The organism is Streptomyces sp. NPDC049687, from assembly GCF_044465285.1.
Lineage (GTDB): Bacteria > Actinomycetota > Actinomycetes > Streptomycetales > Streptomycetaceae > Streptomyces.
This window is the reverse complement of sequence record NZ_JBITLN010000001.1, coordinates 311,542-328,740: the sequence shown is the minus strand read 5'-3', so window position 1 is coordinate 328,740 and position 17,199 is coordinate 311,542. Positions and strand designations below refer to the sequence as shown.

General features: G+C 71.7%; 13 protein-coding genes. 6 read left to right on the top strand and 7 right to left on the bottom strand.

Annotation, left to right across the window (positions count from 1 at the left end):
- Positions 1 to 4: 4 nt before the first annotated feature.
- Both ACIBVL_RS01505 and ACIBVL_RS01500 read right to left on the bottom strand, forming a co-directional pair.
- Entirely contained in the window at positions 5 to 1,354 is a 1,350-nt protein-coding gene (locus ACIBVL_RS01505; RefSeq protein WP_399089951.1) for an ADP-ribosylglycohydrolase family protein, read from the bottom strand.
- Positions 1,351 to 2,409 carry an ADP-ribosylglycohydrolase family protein gene (locus tag ACIBVL_RS01500; protein ID WP_399089948.1) on the bottom strand — a complete coding sequence of 353 codons (1,059 nt, stop codon included), beginning with the start codon at positions 2,407 to 2,409 and terminating at the stop codon, positions 1,351 to 1,353. Before ACIBVL_RS01500 ends, ACIBVL_RS01505 begins: the two co-directional genes overlap by 4 nt.
- Before the next feature lie 286 nt (positions 2,410 to 2,695).
- Between ACIBVL_RS01500 and ACIBVL_RS01495 the strand changes: the two genes are divergently transcribed.
- From ACIBVL_RS01495 to ACIBVL_RS01485, 3 genes are all read left to right on the top strand, one after another.
- On the top strand, positions 2,696 to 3,427 hold the full coding sequence (locus ACIBVL_RS01495; protein WP_399089945.1) for a VIT1/CCC1 transporter family protein: 732 nt from the start codon (positions 2,696 to 2,698) through the stop codon (positions 3,425 to 3,427).
- 384 nt (positions 3,428 to 3,811) lie between these two features.
- The gene (gene gltB / locus ACIBVL_RS01490; protein WP_399089942.1) at positions 3,812 to 8,407 is read left to right on the top strand and encodes a glutamate synthase large subunit; all 4,596 of its coding nucleotides are present in this window, start codon (positions 3,812 to 3,814) and stop codon (positions 8,405 to 8,407) included.
- Complete coding sequence (locus ACIBVL_RS01485; RefSeq protein WP_399089939.1) at positions 8,400 to 9,863, top strand: glutamate synthase subunit beta; 1,464 nt, start codon at positions 8,400 to 8,402, stop codon at positions 9,861 to 9,863. Before gltB ends, ACIBVL_RS01485 begins: the two co-directional genes overlap by 8 nt.
- 152 nt (positions 9,864 to 10,015) lie before the next feature.
- Here ACIBVL_RS01485 and ACIBVL_RS01480 read toward each other — a convergent pair whose 3' ends face one another.
- On the bottom strand, positions 10,016 to 10,942 hold the full coding sequence (locus tag ACIBVL_RS01480) for a rhomboid family intramembrane serine protease (RefSeq protein WP_399089936.1): 927 nt from the start codon (positions 10,940 to 10,942) through the stop codon (positions 10,016 to 10,018).
- A 107-nt stretch (positions 10,943 to 11,049) separates the two neighbouring features.
- Here ACIBVL_RS01480 and ACIBVL_RS01475 point away from each other — a divergent pair, with 107 nt between their 5' ends.
- Positions 11,050 to 11,772, top strand: coding sequence for a vWA domain-containing protein (locus ACIBVL_RS01475; protein WP_399089933.1), 723 nt, complete (start codon positions 11,050 to 11,052; stop codon positions 11,770 to 11,772).
- Between the two features lie 9 nt (positions 11,773 to 11,781).
- Here the strand turns inward: ACIBVL_RS01475 and ACIBVL_RS01470 are convergent, their stop codons facing one another.
- From ACIBVL_RS01470 to ACIBVL_RS01455, 4 genes are all read right to left on the bottom strand, one after another.
- The gene (locus ACIBVL_RS01470; RefSeq protein WP_399089930.1) at positions 11,782 to 12,942 is read right to left on the bottom strand and encodes a GDSL-type esterase/lipase family protein; all 1,161 of its coding nucleotides are present in this window, start codon (positions 12,940 to 12,942) and stop codon (positions 11,782 to 11,784) included.
- 4 nt (positions 12,943 to 12,946) lie between these two features.
- Entirely contained in the window at positions 12,947 to 13,531 is a 585-nt protein-coding gene (locus tag ACIBVL_RS01465; RefSeq protein WP_399091967.1) for a TetR/AcrR family transcriptional regulator, read from the bottom strand.
- Positions 13,532 to 13,613: 82 nt separating this feature from the next.
- A complete protein-coding gene (locus ACIBVL_RS01460) occupies positions 13,614 to 14,570 on the bottom strand; it encodes an acyl-CoA dehydrogenase family protein (protein ID WP_399089927.1) in 957 nt (318 codons plus the stop codon).
- A complete protein-coding gene (locus ACIBVL_RS01455) occupies positions 14,570 to 15,709 on the bottom strand; it encodes an acyl-CoA dehydrogenase family protein (RefSeq protein WP_399089924.1) in 1,140 nt (379 codons plus the stop codon). The genes ACIBVL_RS01460 and ACIBVL_RS01455 overlap by 1 nt, the downstream gene beginning before the upstream one ends.
- A 48-nt stretch (positions 15,710 to 15,757) precedes the next feature.
- Between ACIBVL_RS01455 and ACIBVL_RS01450 the strand changes: the two genes are divergently transcribed.
- Complete coding sequence (locus tag ACIBVL_RS01450; protein ID WP_399089921.1) at positions 15,758 to 16,546, top strand: SDR family oxidoreductase; 789 nt, start codon at positions 15,758 to 15,760, stop codon at positions 16,544 to 16,546.
- A gap of 26 nt (positions 16,547 to 16,572) precedes the next feature.
- On the top strand, positions 16,573 to 17,184 hold the full coding sequence (locus tag ACIBVL_RS01445) for a TetR/AcrR family transcriptional regulator (protein ID WP_399089918.1): 612 nt from the start codon (positions 16,573 to 16,575) through the stop codon (positions 17,182 to 17,184).
- Positions 17,185 to 17,199: the final 15 nt, after the last annotated feature.

The window sequence follows — 17,199 nt, the reverse complement described above, 5'->3', positions numbered from 1 at the left end:
AGAATCATCCTCCTGGTGGGGCCGGTTGTGTGGCTTCCAGAAGTCCGGCGAGTTCCACCAGATCGGTGCCGGTGAGGCGGGGGAGTACGCAGCCGGAGAGGGTGCGGCAGGAGTCGCGCCAGGAGGCGGGGATCGCGTCCTTGCCGCCCAGCGCGCCCGTCAGCGCGCCTGCCAGGGCCGGGGCCGAGTCCGCGACGCGGGACAGGCAGGCCGCCGCCGGTACCGCTTCGCAGATACGGCCGTGGGAGGCCCTGACCAGGGCCAGCGCCACCGGGACCGTTTCCGCGGCCGCGATGCCGTAGCTGTAGACGTGGTCGACGATCTGGTGTTCCAGGAGGGGGATGAGGGCGAAGGCGCTCTCCGCGCCGTGGGCGAGCCGGAGGGCCTGACGCGCGTTTCGGCCGATCTCCGTGTGCTCGGGGAGTTCCGCGAGGGCGGCTGTCACGCAGGCCTCGGGGGTCGCGCCGACGAGGGCCAGCGCGAGGGCCGCCGCCATTGCGCGGGCGCCGTGCACTCCGTCGCCGTCCTGCGTGTAGCGGGCGTCGAACTCGGCCAGGTCGGCGGCGAGTCGGGGGCTGCCGGGGTGGGCCACGGCGAGCACACAGGCCCGTACGCAGGCCGCGTCGTCGAAGTAGTGGGGGTTGTCGTGGCCGGTGGCGGGGGGCCGTAGGCCGGTGGCGAGGTTGCCCAGCCCGGCGCGGACGGAGATGCGGGCCCGCAGGGGGAGGACCGCGGACTCGATCTCGGGGGCGCGGTCGGCTGCCGCGGCCACCTCGCCGGCGACGGCGTTCCAGGTGAGGTCGATGGCGGCGCGCGTACGGCGTTCTCGGCTGAGGTCGCCGAGGGTCCTGTCGTCACCGGCCCTCAGGACCGCTTCCGCGGCGAAGGCGGCCCATTCGGCGTCGTCGGAGGGGCCGAGACGGAGGGGCTCGGGCGGTTGGTTGAGGGCGATGGGGACGGGGAGGGTGGTGGTGGCGTTCTGTTCGGCGAAGGTGTCCAGCTCGCGGGTGAGGCGACGGGTCCACTCGGGCATGCGGGCGGCGCGGTGCCGGGCGGCGGGCCAGCCGGCGGCGTCGCCCGCGGCGAGGCCGAGGAGGAGGCCCTCGATGCGGGCTCCCTGCGGGGGGCCGGCCTGGTCGACGGCCTCGGCTTCGCCTGGGGCCCGGGGCCTCCCAGCCGCACTGGCCGTACACCTTCCGTCGTCGCGTGCGGGTGGCCCCGGTGGGGCGCCCATGCCGTCGGCGGCCGCGGGCGCGTGCGGCTTCGCCGTGACCGCCGGTTCGGCGGCCGCGGGCGTGTCCACGGCCGGCGCCCCCGCTCCCGTCCCCTCGTCCCACGGCACAGGCGGCTTCACGAGTTCACCTCCGCCTCGTCGTTCGCCGCCGGTGCCGGGGTCCCCGGGTTCAGCAGGTTCGGTACGAAGTCCGGTACGACCAGGCCCTCGCCCCACTTCCCGCCCTCGCCCGGCACCAGCAACTCCGCCACGTCCAGTACGTGATGGCCCGCCATCGACGGCAGGCAGCTGCCCCGGGCCGGGCCGATCGCCGCCGCCCAGGCTGTGGGGATGGCCGCGACGCCCCTGGTCGCGCCGGCCAGGGCGCCCGCCACCGCCGCTGTGGTGTCGGCGTCGCGGCCCATGTTGACGGCCGTGAGGACCGCCTCCGGGAAGTCGCCGTCCGCCGCCGCGTAGGCCCCGAAGGCCAGGGCCACCGCCTCGGGGGCGAGGTCTGTCCAGGGGTAGCCGCCGATGACTACGGCGGAGCGGACCGCGCGTTCGCCGCGGTGGGCGACGGCGACCGCACGGCGGAGGGAACGTGCCGTCCAGGAGTCCTCGGGGACCACGGCCAGGGCGGACGCGACCACCGCGATCGTCGACGCGCCCGCCATGGCCGCCGCCACGCCCGCCGCGACCGCCTGGCCGCCGAAGATGCCCTCGCCGTCGTGGCTCACCGAGCCGTCGACGGCCACCAGTCGGGCCGCCTCGGCCGGGCGGCCGGCCGCGAAGACGCCGAACGGGGCCGCCCGCATCGCCAGGCCGTCGCTCCAGGCATGGCGGTGCTGGGCCGAGATCGGGGCCGCCAGACCCCGGCGGAGGTTCTCCAGCGTGCCGCGTTCGCTGAAGCCGGCGCCTCGGAAGGGGCCCTCGTCGCGGTCGGCGATCCACTCGTGCCAGGCCGCCTCGACGTGCGCCTGGGTGAGGGCCGAGCCGTGCCGGGCGAGGAGGAGGCCGGAGAAGATGGCGTACTCCGTGTCGTCCGTACCGGCCGGGTTGTCCGTCACGTAGCCCGTGATACGGCCCCAGCGGGCACGGATCTCGGACGGTCTCATGTTCTCGGCCGGTGCGCCCAGGGCGTCTCCGACGGCGAGGCCCAGCAGGGCGCCGCGGGCCCGTTCACGGATCGATGCCATTCGCGGCCTCTCCTCCAGAGGGCCCCGCACGGGCGCGGAACCCTTTGCGGATGTGTCCCACCATCGGCGGTTGACCCGAGCCTTCCCACCGCCCATATCACCCGGTCGACATTTGTGCGCACTCCCGATCGAATGAGCGCTCGATCGTAAAGTCGCAGGTTAGCCCAGCCTTTCCTTGCTGGCGAACGGGGAATGGTGAGGCGTAATTTGTCGTTGTCGGATATTAGAACTTGTCCAAAGTTAGCTTTGCCTTAGCTTTCCTGGCTCGCCTGCCCTGGGGGATTTCATGGCCATCATCGACATCGAGGCGCCGCTGCACGAGGCGCACCGTGACAACCACACGCACCGGGACGTCAACGGGGGCTGGCTGCGGCCCGCCGTGTTCGGCGCGATGGACGGCCTGGTCTCCAATCTCGCCCTGATGACTGGTGTCGCCGGCGGGTCCGTGAGCCAGCACACCATGGTGCTCACCGGGCTCGCGGGGCTCGCCGCCGGCGCCTTCTCCATGGCCGCCGGTGAGTACACCTCGGTCGCCTCGCAGCGGGAACTGGTCGAGGCCGAGCTGGACGTCGAGCGGCGCGAGCTGAGAAAGCATCCGCAGGACGAGGAGGCCGAGCTCGCCGCCCTGTACGTGGCGCGCGGCGTCGAGGCCGACCTCGCCCTGCGGGTCGCCGAGCAGCTCTCCCGCGATCCCGAGCAGGCCCTGGAGATCCACGCCCGCGAGGAGCTGGGCATCGATCCGTCCGACCTGCCGTCGCCGCTGGTCGCCGCCGTGTCGAGCTTCGGGTCGTTCGCGCTCGGCGCGCTGCTGCCCGTCCTGCCGTATCTCCTGGGCGCGAGCGCGCTGTGGCCGGCCGTCCTGCTGGCGCTGGTCGGACTGTTCGCCTGTGGGGCCGTGGTGGCCCGGGTGACCGCGCGGACCTGGTGGTACAGCGGACTGCGGCAGCTCGCGCTCGGCGGTGCGGCCGCCGGTGTGACGTACGCCCTGGGCAGTTTGTTCGGGACGGCCGTAGGATAGCTCGGCTGCTACTTATGCGTTGGGCCGCATAAGTAGCCGTTACTGACTGGTTTCGAGTGCTTAACCAGTGGGCATGAGCCGTAAGCGCTGTGGGCAATGACGCCTCCGGCGCACTCGCGGGGTGAGTGACGCCGCTCCTCCCGCCCTCCCGGGCCGTCGGACGCCGATCTGATCGATCTCGTCCCGTTCGGTCCCCACATACTTTCAGCCACGCGCGCGGTACCCCCGCCGCAACCGCGTGGCGTCCGCATGCTGGAACGGAGTATCCGGTTCCCGAGAACCGTTCCATCATGTAACCTGCACGAAATTTTGCGCACACGCAGAGGGCCAACGTCGTCCCTCGGCACGCCACACATGCCACTTGAGACGACGACGGGAGAGCCGATGCGTACGCCGCGCCAGCCGTCCCAGCATTCCGCGAATGGCCAGAACCGGTCCTTCATGGATGCTCGCCCTGCTGCGCAGGGTATGTACGACCCCCGCAACGAGCGCGACGCCTGTGGCGTCGGCTTCGTGGCCACCCTCACCGGCGAGGCGAGCCACACGCTGGTCGAGCAGGCGCTGACCGTTCTGCGCAACCTCGAACACCGCGGCGCCACCGGCTCCGAGCCGGACTCCGGCGACGGCGCGGGCATCCTCACCCAGGTCCCCGACGCGTTCTTCCGCCAGGTCGCCGGTTTCGAGCTCCCCGAGGCCGGTTCCTACGCCGTCGGTATCGCCTTCCTCCCCGAGGACGGCATGCAGGACGTCATCTCGCGCATCGAGACGATCGCCGCCGACGAGGGCCTCACCGTCCTCGGCTGGCGCGAGGTTCCGGTCGCCCCCGAGCTGCTCGGTGCCACCGCCCGCTCGACGATGCCGGCCTTCCGCCAGATCTTCGTGACGGACCATTCCAGCCAGGGCATCGCCCTCGACCGCAAGGCGTTCGTGCTGCGCAAGCGCGCCGAGCGCGAGGCCGGCGTGTACTTCCCGTCGCTGTCCGCGCGGACGATCGTCTACAAGGGCATGCTGACCACCGGCCAGCTGGAGCCCTTCTTCCCGGACCTGTCCGACCGCCGCTTCGCCTCGGCCGTGTCGCTCGTCCACTCGCGCTTCTCCACGAACACCTTCCCGTCGTGGCCGCTCGCCCACCCGTACCGCTTCGTCGCCCACAACGGTGAGATCAACACCGTCAAGGGCAACCGCAACTGGATGCAGGCCCGCGAGTCCCAGCTGGTCTCCGACCTGTTCGGCCCGCAGGAGACGCTGGACCGCGTCTTCCCGGTGTGTACCCCGGACGCCTCCGACTCGGCGTCCTTCGACGAGGTGCTCGAGCTGCTCCACCTCGGTGGCCGCTCGCTGCCGCACTCCGTGCTGATGATGATCCCGGAGGCGTGGGAGAACCACGACTCCATGGAGCCGGCCCGCCGCGCCTTCTACCAGTTCCACTCCACGATGATGGAGCCCTGGGACGGCCCGGCCTGTGTCACCTTCACCGACGGCACCCAGGTCGGCGCGGTCCTCGACCGCAACGGCCTGCGCCCCGGCCGCTACTGGGTCACCGACGAGGGTCTCGTCGTCCTCGGCTCCGAGGTCGGCGTCCTGGACATCGACCCCGCCAAGGTCGTCCGCAAGGGCCGGCTGCAGCCCGGCAGGATGTTCCTCGTCGACACCGCCGAACACCGCATCATCGAGGACGACGAGATCAAGGCGCAGCTCGCCGCCGCGGCCCCGTACGCCGAGTGGCTGGAGGCCGGCGAGATCGAGCTGGGCGACCTGCCCGAGCGTGAGCACATCGTGCACACCCACGCCTCGGTCACCCGCCGCCAGCAGACCTTCGGCTACACCGAGGAGGAGCTGCGCGTCATCCTGGCGCCGATGGCCAAGGCGGGCGCCGAGCCGATCGGTTCGATGGGCACCGACTCGCCGATCGCCGCGCTCTCCTCGCGCCCGCGCCTGCTCTTCGACTACTTCACCCAGCTGTTCGCGCAGGTCACCAACCCGCCGCTGGACGCGATCCGCGAGGAGCTGGTCACCTCCCTGCGCTCGTCGCTGGGCCCCGAGGGCAACCTGCTGGACCCGACCGCCGCGTCCTGCCGCAGCGTCACCCTGCCCTTCCCGGTGATCGACAACGACGAGCTGGCCAAGCTCATCCACATCAACGCCGACGGCGACATGCCCGGCTTCAAGGCCGCGACCCTCTCCGGCCTGTACCGGGTGCACGGCGGCGGTGACGCGCTGGCCGCGCGGATCGACGAGATCTGCGCCGAGGCCGACGCCGCGATCGACAACGGCGCCCGTCTCATCGTCCTGTCGGACCGCCACTCCGACGCCGAGCACGCGCCGATCCCCTCGCTGCTGCTCACCGCGGCCGTCCACCACCACCTCATCCGCACCAAGCAGCGCACCCAGGTGGGCCTGCTGGTCGAGGCCGGTGACGTCCGCGAGGTCCACCACGTCGCCCTGCTCATCGGCTACGGCGCCGCCGCCGTCAACCCCTACCTGGCGATGGAGTCCGTCGAGGACCTGCTGCGCGCGGGCACCTTCCTGAACGGCCTCGAGCCCGAGCAGGCCATCCGCAACCTGATCTACGCGCTCGGCAAGGGCGTCCTGAAGGTCATGTCCAAGATGGGCATCTCGACCGTCGCCTCCTACCGCGGCGCCCAGGTCTTCGAGGCCGTCGGTCTCGACGACGCCTTCGTCGAGAAGTACTTCAGCGGCACGGCCACCAAGATCGGGGGCGTCGGCATCGACGTCGTCGCCAAGGAGGTCGCCGCCCGCCACGCCAAGGCCTACCCGGCCAGCGGCATCGCGCCGGCCCACCGTGCCCTGGAGATAGGCGGCGAGTACCAGTGGCGCCGCGAGGGCGAGCCGCACCTGTTCGACCCGGAGACGGTCTTCCGCCTCCAGCACTCGACGCGTGCCAACCGCTTCGACATCTTCAAGAAGTACACGGACCGCGTGAACGAGCAGTCCGAGCGGCTGATGACCCTGCGCGGCCTGTTCGGCTTCAAGTCGGACCGCCCCTCGATCTCGGTCGACGAGGTCGAGCCGGTCTCCGAGATCGTCAAGCGCTTCTCCACCGGCGCCATGTCGTACGGCTCCATCTCCAAGGAGGCGCACGAGACCCTCGCCATCGCCATGAACCAGCTGGGCGGCAAGTCCAACACCGGTGAGGGCGGCGAGGACCCGGAGCGCCTGTACGACCCGGCGCGCCGCTCCGCGATCAAGCAGGTCGCCTCCGGCCGCTTCGGCGTGACGAGCGAGTACCTGGTCAACGCGGACGACATCCAGATCAAGATGGCCCAGGGCGCCAAGCCCGGCGAGGGCGGCCAGCTGCCCGGCCACAAGGTGTACCCCTGGGTCGCCAAGACCCGTCACTCGACCCCGGGTGTCGGTCTGATCTCCCCGCCGCCGCACCACGACATCTACTCCATCGAGGACCTGGCCCAGCTGATCCACGACCTGAAGAACGCGAACCCGCAGGCGCGGATTCACGTGAAGCTGGTCTCCGAGGTCGGCGTCGGCACGGTCGCGGCGGGTGTGTCGAAGGCGCACGCGGACGTCGTGCTCATCTCCGGCCACGACGGCGGTACGGGTGCCTCGCCGCTGACGTCGCTGAAGCACGCGGGCGGTCCCTGGGAGCTCGGTCTCGCCGAGACCCAGCAGACCCTGCTGCTCAACGGCCTGCGCGACCGGATCGTGGTCCAGACGGACGGCCAGCTGAAGACCGGCCGCGACGTGATCATCGCCGCGCTGCTCGGCGCCGAGGAGTTCGGTTTCGCCACCGCGCCGCTCGTCGTCTCCGGCTGCGTCATGATGCGCGTCTGCCACCTGGACACCTGCCCGGTCGGCATCGCCACCCAGAACCCGACCCTGCGCGACCGGTTCACCGGCAAGGCCGAGTACGTGGTGAACTTCTTCCGGTTCATCGCGCAGGAGGTCCGCGAACTGCTGGCCGAGCTGGGCTTCCGCTCGATCGAGGAGGCCGTCGGCCACGCCGAGGTCCTCGACGTCGAGCGTGCCGTGGACCACTGGAAGGCGCAGGGCCTGGACCTGGCCCCGCTGTTCTACGTCCCCGAGCTGCCCGAGGGCGCGGCCCTGCACCAGGTCATCGCCCAGGACCACGGCCTGGAGAAGGCGCTCGACAACGAGCTGATCAAGCTCGCCGCCGACGCGCTGGCCGCCGACTCGGCGACCGACGCCCAGCCGGTACGCGCCCAGGTCTCCATCCGCAACATCAACCGCACGGTCGGCACCATGCTCGGCCACGAGGTGACGAAGAAGTTCGGTGGCGCGGGCCTGCCCGAGGACACCATCGACATCACCTTCACCGGTTCCGCCGGCCAGTCCTTCGGCGCCTTCCTCCCGCGCGGCGTCACGCTGCGCCTGGAGGGCGACGCCAACGACTACGTGGGCAAGGGCCTCTCCGGCGGTCGCATCGTCGTCCGCCCGGACCGGGGCGCCGACCATCTCGCCGAGTTCTCCACGATCGCGGGCAACACCATCGCGTACGGCGCGACCGGCGGTGAGCTGTTCCTGCGCGGCCGCACCGGTGAGCGGTTCTGCGTCCGCAACTCCGGCGCGCTGGTCGTCTCCGAGGGCGTGGGCGACCACGGCTGCGAGTACATGACCGGCGGTCACGCGGTGGTCCTCGGCACGACGGGCCGCAACTTCGCGGCCGGTATGTCCGGCGGTATCGCCTACGTGATCGACCTCGAGCGCGACAACGTCAACGTCGGCAACCTCGACGCGATCGAGGCGCTGACCGACGACGACAAGCAGTGGCTGCACGACGTGGTGCGCCGCCACGCCGAGGAGACCGGTTCGACGGTCGCCGAGAAGCTGCTCGCCGACTGGGACGTGTCGGCGGACCGCTTCAGCAAGATCATCCCCAGCACGTACAAGGCAGTGCTCGCCGCCAAGGACGCCGCCGAGCAGGCGGGACTCTCCGAGTCCGAGATCACCGAGAAGATGATGGAGGCGGCGATCAATGGCTGACCCGAAGGGCTTCCTGAACCACGGCCGTGAGGTCGCCAAGTCCCGTCCCGTCGACGTGCGCCTGAAGGACTGGAACGAGGTCTACGTCCCCGGCTCGCTGCTGCCGATCATCAGCAAGCAGGCCAGCCGGTGCATGGACTGCGGCATCCCGTTCTGCCACAACGGCTGTCCGCTCGGGAACCTCATCCCCGAGTGGAACGACTACGCCTACCGCGAGGACTGGACGGCGGCCTCCGAGCGCCTGCACGCCACGAACAACTTCCCGGAGTTCACGGGCCGTCTGTGCCCGGCCCCGTGCGAGTCGGCGTGTGTGCTGGGCATCAACCAGCCGGCCGTGACCATCAAGAACGTCGAGGTCTCGATCATCGACAAGGCGTGGGACAGCGGCTCCGTCGCCCCGCAGGCGCCCGAGCGCCTGTCCGGCAAGACCGTCGCCGTCATCGGCTCGGGCCCGGCCGGCCTCGCCGCTGCCCAGCAGCTCACCCGGGCGGGCCACACCGTCGCCGTCTACGAGCGCGCGGACCGCATCGGAGGCCTCCTCCGGTACGGCATCCCCGAGTTCAAGATGGAGAAGCGGCACATCAACCGCCGTATCGAGCAGATGCGCGCGGAGGGCACCCGCTTCCGGACCGGCATCGAGATCGGCCGCGACCTCAAGGCGAGCGATCTGAAGAAGCGGTACGACGCGATCGTCATCGCCGCCGGCGCCACGACCGCCCGCGACCTCCCGGTCCCCGGCCGCGAGCTCAAGGGCGTCCACCAGGCCATGGAGTACCTGCCGCTGGCCAACAAGGTCCAGGAGGGCGACTACGTCACCTCCCCGATCTCGGCCGAGGGCAAGCACGTCGTGGTCATCGGCGGCGGCGACACCGGCGCCGACTGCGTGGGCACCGCCCACCGCCAGGGCGCGGCCTCCGTCACCCAGCTGGAGATCATGCCCCGCCCGGGCGACGAGCGGAACCCGGTCTCCCAGCCGTGGCCGACCTTCCCGATGCTGTACAAGGTCACGTCCGCGCACGAGGAGGGCGGCGAGCGGGTCTACTCCGTCTCCACCACCCACTTCGAGGGCGACGAGGACGGCAACGTCCAGTGGCTGCACCTCACCGAGGTCGAGTTCGTCGACGGCAGGCCGACCCCGAAGCCGGGCACGGAGCGCAAGATTCCCGCCCAGCTGGTCACCCTGGCGATGGGCTTCACCGGCACCGACCGTGACAACGGCCTGGTCGAGCAGTTCGGCCTGGAACTCGACGAGCGAGGCAACATCGCCCGCGACGCCGACTTCCAGACCAACGTGCCGGGCGTCTTCGTCGCCGGTGACGCGGGCCGCGGCCAGTCGCTCATCGTGTGGGCGATCGCGGAGGGCCGCTCGGCCGCCCGCGGCTGCGACCGCTTCCTGACCGGCGCGAGCGACCTGCCGGCTCCGATCCGCCCGACGGACCGTTCGCTGATGGTCTGACGTCCACCCGCCAGGGCCCCGAGCCCAGGAGGGCCCCCATACGTCCCGTACAACGGCGTACGGAACACAGACGGCGCCTGCCTCACAGTCCCCGACCGGACGACCTGGCAGGCGCCGCCGCATGCCCTCGGGAGGGCGTCGAGCGCCGCTGATCAGGTGAGCTGAGCGGCCTTGGCCAAGGCGCACACCACCAGCAGCGCCAGCAGGGCCACGCCGGCGCCCGCCTGGATCCACGGCCGGCGGTGGTCCCGGGGTGCGTAGGCGTACGCCAGTGTCACCGCGCCGCCCGCCAGCAGTCCGCCGAGGTGCCCCTGCCAGGAGGTGACGCCCGCGGAGATCACCAGCCACAGCAGCAGGCCGGCCATGAAACGGTTGACCTGACTCATGTCGGCGCCCAGCCGGCGGGCCAGGACGTAGTAGGCGGCGCCCACGCCGAAGATCGCGCCGGACGCGCCGACCGTGGCGTCGTCGGGGGCGATCAGCAGCACCAGCACCGAACCGCCCAGCGCCGCCAGCAGATAGAGGGCGAGATAGCGGACCCGGCCGAGCTGGGCCTCGACCACCCGGCCCAGGTTCCACAGGCACACCATGTTCATCACGATGTGCAGGATCCCGAAGGTGCCCCCGGTGGGCGGCAGGTGCAGGAACGCGCCGGTCAGGAGGCGGTACCACTCGCCGTCGGCGACGCCTTCGAGGTGGTACTCCGGTGAGTGGCCGGCCACCCAGAGGTAGTGCCCGCCGTCGGGGCCCACCAGCCCCCGGCCCAGCATCTCGAACCGGTCCACGACCTCCGGACGCACCGACTCGGCGAGATAGGCCAGGACGTTGAGCCCGATCAGGACGTACGTCACCAGCGGCACCGCCGACACCCGTCCGCCGACGACGGTACGGGCCCGGCGTATGGACCGCGCGCCTTCCCTCACGCATTCCGGGCACTGGTGGCCGACGGCCGCCTCGCGCATGCAGTCGGGGCAGATGAACCGCTCGCAGCGGGTGCAGCCGACGTGGGACTCCACCTTGGCATGGCGGTAGCAGGTGGTGACGGCAGGGTGGGAAGGCGTGGCGGACTCGGGCTCCACGGCCGGCTCCTCGGGGATTTCTCGGCAGGGCTGGGACAGGAATGAGCCGGTGGGGACGGCGAACGCACAAAATAGCGAACGCCGGTGAGTGTGGGAGGGTGGGGGCCATGGTCGCGATCAGTCTGAGCAAGGTCCAGGAGACCGCTCCCACGCTGGTGAACCTCTACAAGAGCGCCGGGATGTCCCTCACGAAGCACGGCCTCGACGGGCTGCGAGCGGCCGTCTATCTCGTGGTCGACTACTCGGGGTCGATGAAGCCGTACTACCAGGACGGCAGCGTGCAGGCGCTGGCCGACCGGGTGCTGGGCCTGTCCGCGCACCTCGACGACGACGGCCGGGTCCCGGTCGTCTTCTTCTCCACCGACGTCGACGCCGTCACCGACATCGCGCTCGCCGACCACCAGGGGCGTGTGGAGCGGATCGTGGCCGGGCTCGGGCACATGGGCAAGACCAGTTACCACCTGGCGATGGACGCGGTCATCGACCACTACCTCGACAGCGGCTCGCGCGAACCCGCGCTGGTCGTCTTCCAGACCGACGGCGGCCCGATCAACAAGCTCGCCGCCGAGCGTTACCTCTGCAAGGCGGCGAGGCTGCCGCTGTTCTGGCAGTTCATCGGTTTCGGCGACCGGGGCAGCAGGCAGTTCGACTTCCTGCGCAAGCTCGACGAACTGGCCGTACCGGGCAAGCGGGTGGTGGACAACGCCGGTTTCTTCCACGCCGGTTCCGACCCGCGCCGGGTGTCCGACGCGGAGCTCTACGACCGGTTGGTGGGCGAGTTCCCGAAGTGGCTGGTGGCGGCCCGGGCGGCGGGGATCGTCCGGCCGTAGGCCGGGCCGCTACACGGCGAGGAGCCGTTCGGCGAAGCGTTCCCCGATCCGGCGGTGGGTCGCGGCGTCCGGGTGGAGGCCGTCGGGGAGGGGGAGTTCGGCGGCGTCGGCCTCGCCGTACAGCTCGCGCCCGTCCACGTAGTGGAGGTTCGGGTCGTCGGCCGCGCGCGCCGCCACGATCCTGGCCAGTTCGTCGCGGATGACGCGCAGGGTCAGCTTGCCGCCCGCGACCTCGGCCGGGTCGCCCATCGGGTGGAACCACACCCGCCCGTCGGCGACCTTGGCGAAGTCGAGAGCGGTCGGGCCGGGAGTGTCCTCGTGCATGGGGCACAGGATCGGTGAGACGACCAGCAGGGGTGCGGTCGGGTGGCCCTCGCGGATGGTGTCGAGGAAGCCGTGGACGGCGGGGCCGAAGGCGCGCAGCCGCATCAGATCGGTGTTGACCAGGTTGATGCCGATCTTGACGCTGATCAGGTCGGCCGGCGTGTCACGCAGGGCGCGGGCGGTGAACGGGTCGAGCAGCGCGCTACCGCCCAGGCCCAGGTTGATCAGCTCCACTCCGCCGAGGGAGGCGGCGAGCGCCGGCCAGATGCCCGTGGGGGTCGCGGCGTCCGAGCCGTGGCTGATCGAACTGCCGTGGTGCAGCCACACCCTGCGCCCGCTGGGCGGGGCGGGCTCGACGGGGGCGTCGGTGCGCAGGGCGACGAGTTCGGTGGTCTCGTTGTGGGGCAGCCAGATCTCGATGTCCTTCGGCCGGTCGGGCAGACCGGTGAAGCGGACGGTGCCGGCCGGGCCGGACTCCGCGGTGGTGGTACCGGCGGCCAGGTCGATGGTCAGGGTGCGGCCGCCGCTTCTCACGCTGCCCTGTCCGGCGGGGCGGCCGTCGACGAGCAGTTCGTACACCCCGTCCGGGCGGGGCGGGGCGCCCACGTAGGCCCGCTTGGTGGGCAGGGTGTCCAGCTCGACGGCGGTGGCGCGGCTGCGGAAGACCAGCCGAACGCCCGAGGGCTGGGACTCGGCCATCGCGAGCTGTCCGTCGGAGCACTGGGCGCGGGCCCGGGCGGGCAGCCGGTGCGGCAGCACCCCGTGCTCGGTGCGTTCCAGGTCGAGGGCGCCGCGCAGCAGGCCCGCGGTGAGGGGCGTGGTGATCCAGTTCGGCGAGGTGTTCACTGCCTCAGGTTCCTGTGGGGGATGGGGCGGGCCAGTCGCGCAGGAGCGCGTCGAGGGCGTCCAGGACGCGGGTCCAGGACGCCTGGCTGTCGGGGGCGCTGTGGCTGAAACCGCCGCCCAGTTCCAGGGCGACGAAGCCGTGGAAGACGCTGCCCAGCAGCCGGACCGCGTGTGTCTGGTCGGGCTCGGTCAGGTCGTAGCCGCGCAGGATCGCGCGGGTCATCTGCGCGTGCCGGACGCCCGCACTGGCGGCTGCCGTCTGCGGATCGAGCCGGAGCTGCGTGGCGGCGTAACGGCCGGGGTGTTCGCGGGCGTAGTCGCGGTAGACGTTCGCCAGGGCGGTCAGCGCGTCCTTGCCGGCCCGTCCGGCCATGGCGTCGGAGGCCCGGTCGGCGAGCTCCTCGAGGGCGAGCAGGGCGATGCGGGTTCTGAGGTCCTGGGAGTTCCGCACATGCGAGTACAGGCTCGCGACCTTGACGTCGAACCGTCTGGCCAGCGCCGAGACGGTCACCTCGGCGAAGCCCACCTCGTCGGCGAGCTCCGCGCCCGCCCGGACCAGGCGATCGGTGGTCAGCCCCACGCGCACCACTGCCATCCCCGCCTTCGCCTTAATCGCTGGTCGCTTCTCCTGATAGAAGTATGCATCTCCCTAAGGGCTTTAGGCAAATCTGTTAGGCGCGGGCCGTGAGGACATCGGCCCTGCACTCCTGCGGGGTACCCCACGCAGTGCGCAGGGCGCGGGCCTTGGTCAGCCACAGCGACAGGTCGTACTCCGCCGTGTAGCCGAGGGCGCCGTGCGACTGCAGTGCCGTCCGGGCGGTCGCGTACGCCGCCTCGCAGGCGCTCACCTTCGCCGCCGCCACATCCGCCGGCGCCATCGTCACCGCGGCGCCCAGGACCAGCGGGCGGGCGAACTCCAACGCGATCCTCGCGTCCGCCAGCCGGTGCTTGACCGCCTGGAACGAGCCGACGGGGACACCGAACTGCGTGCGCTGCCCGACGTACGCCACGGTCCGGTCGAGCAGCGCCAGGCCCACGCCGAGCGCCTGCGCGGCGGTCGCGAGCCGGGCCCACAGCAGGGCGCGGTCCGTGGGCGGGGTCGCCGTGAGGAGTTCGCCGCCCGGCCGGAGGCGGATGAGCCGGCGGGCGGGGTCGAGGGAGGGGCGGACCGGAGCGGGGTCCGCGCCGGGTGCGAGGCGCAGACCGTCGGGCGCGAGCGACAGCCGTACGGCCGCCGCGTCGCCGTCCAGCGCGTACGCCCCCTGGTACGCCACCGTCGCCATGGACTCGCCCGAGGCCAGCGCGGGGAGGAACCGCTTGGCGGGCCCCGGGTCGACGAGGAGCGCCGCCGCCGCGACCGTCTCCACCAGTGGCCCCGGCACCGCGTGCCGTCCCAGCTCCACGAACGCCACGGCCAGGTCGACCGGCCGGGGGCCCAGCCCCTCGTACGCCTCCGGCACCGCCAGGGCGAACACCCCGGCCTCCGCGACACGGCCCCACAGAGCACGCCCGCTCCGGTGATCGCCACGGCTCCACTCCCTGATCACCCCCGGTGTGTCGGCGGCCTTCAGCAGGGCGCCCAGGGAGTCGGCGAACGCCCGCTGTTCGGTGTCCAGGAGGAAGCGCATCAGCGGCGTCCCTTCGGCAGGCCGAGCAGACGCTCGGCGACGATGTCGCGCTGGATCTCGTTGGTCCCCGCGTAGATCGGCCCGGCGAGCGAGAACACATACCGCTCCGCCCAGTCGGTGTCCGCCCGCTCGCCCTCCTCGCCGAGGAGATCGAGTGCCGTCTCGTGCAGCGCGATGTCGTACTCGGACCAGAAGACCTTGTTCAGGCTGGACTCCGGGCCGAGCCGCTCGCCCGCCAGGAAACGGGAGGCGGCCGCGTAGGTGAAGAGCTGGTGGGCGCGGGCGCCGATGAGGGCGTCGGCGACGCGTGCGGCCTGCTCCGGGGGGCCGCCCCGTGCCCGCCACAGGGCGTGGAGGCGGTCGGCGGCCGCGAGGAAGCGGCCGGGGGAGCGGAGGGTGAGACCGCGTTCGTTGGCGGCCGTCGACATCGCGATCCGCCAGCCCTCCCCGGGCGCGCCGATCACGTCCTCGTCCGGCACGAACACCTCGTCCAGGAACAGCTCGGCGAACGCCGGCTTCCCGTCGAGGCGGCCGATCGGGCGGACGGTGACCCCCGGGGCGCGCAGGCCGAACATGACGTACGTGAGCCCCTGGTGGGGCTTGGGGGTGCCGGGGTCGCTGCGGAACAGGCCGAAGGCGCGGTCGGCGAAGGCGGCGCGGGACGACCAGGTCTTCTGGCCGCTCAGCAGCCAGCCGCCGTCCGCGCGGACCGCCCTGGAGCGCAGCGAGGCCAGGTCCGAACCGGCCTCGGGCTCGGACCAGGCCTGCGCCCAGACGGTCTCGCCGGTGGCCATGGGCGGCAGGACGCGGGCCCGCTGCTCCCGCGTGCCGTGCTCCAGGAGGGTGGGGGCGAGCAGGCTGATCCCGTTCTGGTTGACGCGCCCGGGGGCGCCCGCCGCGTAGTACTCCTCCTCGAACAGCAGCCAGCGGACCAGTCCGCAGTCCCGCCCGCCGTAGGCCGTCGGCCAGTCGACCACCGACCAGCCGTCCGCGGCCAGTTCGGCCTCCCACGCGCGGTGCGCCGCGAAACCCTCCTCGGTCTCCAGGGAGGGCAGCGCGACGGCGGGCACGTGCGCGTCGAGCCAGGCGCGCGCCTCGGCACGGAAGGCCTCCTCTTCCTGCGTGAGGTCGAGATCCATGGACAGCCGTCCTTCCCTAACAAGTGTTTGGTAGGTTAGCTTGGCCCTATGACAGACGTCGAGAGTCCGGCGTACGTGCCCGGACACGGGCTGCTGGCGGGACGCACCGCCGTCATCACGGCGGCGGCCGGCGCGGGGATCGGCGGGGCGACCGCGCGCCGCTTCCTGGAGGAGGGCGCGCGGATCCTGATCAGTGACGCGCACCTGCGGCGGCTGAAGGAGTACGAGGCGCAGCTGGCCGGGGAGTTCGGCGCCGCGTCGGTCACCGCGGCGCCCTGCGACGTCACCGACGAGGACCAGGTCCGGGCCCTGTTCGAGACGGCCGTGGAGGCCCACGGACGGCTCGACGTCGTCGTCAACAACGCCGGTCTCGGCGGCACCTCACCGCTCGTCGACATGACGGACGACCAGTGGTCGCGCGTCCTGGACGTGACGCTGAACGGCACCTTCCGGTGCACACGCGCGGCGCTGCGCCTGATGCGGGAGACGGGCGAGGGAGTGATCGTCAACAACGCCTCCGTCGTCGGCTGGCGCGCCCAGGCCGGACAGGCCCACTACGCCGCGGCGAAGGCCGGGGTGATGGCGCTGACGCGGTGCGCGGCGGTGGAGGCGGCCGCGTACGGGGTGCGGGTCAACGCCGTCTCGCCGAGCCTCGCCATGCATCCCCACCTGGTGAAGGTCACCACGCCCGAACTGCTCGGGGAACTGACCGCGCGCGAGGCCTTCGGGCGGTACGCGCAGCCCTGGGAGGTGGCCAACGTGATCGTGTTCCTGGCGTCGGCCTACTCCTCGTACATGACCGGAGAGGTCGTCTCCGTCAGCAGCCAGCACGCCTGACGACCGGAGCAGCCCACAATGGACCCGTGCCGACCAAGAAGAAGCCCCAGGTGACCGCCGCACCCGCCAGGCGCCGCGAACTCCTCGACACCGCCGCCGAGGTCTTCGCCGAACAGGGCTACAACGCCACCACCGTACGCAAGATCGCGGATCACGCGGGCATGCTCGCGGGCAGCCTCTACTACCACTTCGACTCCAAGGAGTCGATGCTCGAAGAGATCCTGCGCACCTTCCTCGACGAGCTGTGGGACGGGTACGACACCGTCCTGGCCGCCGGGCTGGACCCCCGCGAGACCCTGAAAGCCCTCGTCACCGAGTCGTTCCGGGAGATCGACCGGCACCGCGCCGCCGTCGCGATCTACCAGAAGGAGAGCAAACAGCTCGTCGCGCAGGACCGGTTCGCGTTCCTCGCCGAGTCGCAGCGCAGGTTCGAGAAGGCGTGGCTGGCCACGCTGGAACGCGGGGTCGCCGACCGGGTCTTCCGGGCCGACCTCGACGTCCGCCTCACCTACCGGTTCGTCCGCGACACCGTCTGGGTCGCCGCGTCCTGGTACCGGCCCGGCGGACAGCACAGCCCGGAGGAGATCGCCCGGCAGTACCTCTCGATGGTGCTGGACGGGATCGCCGTACGCGTATAACCGTTGACGTCAGGG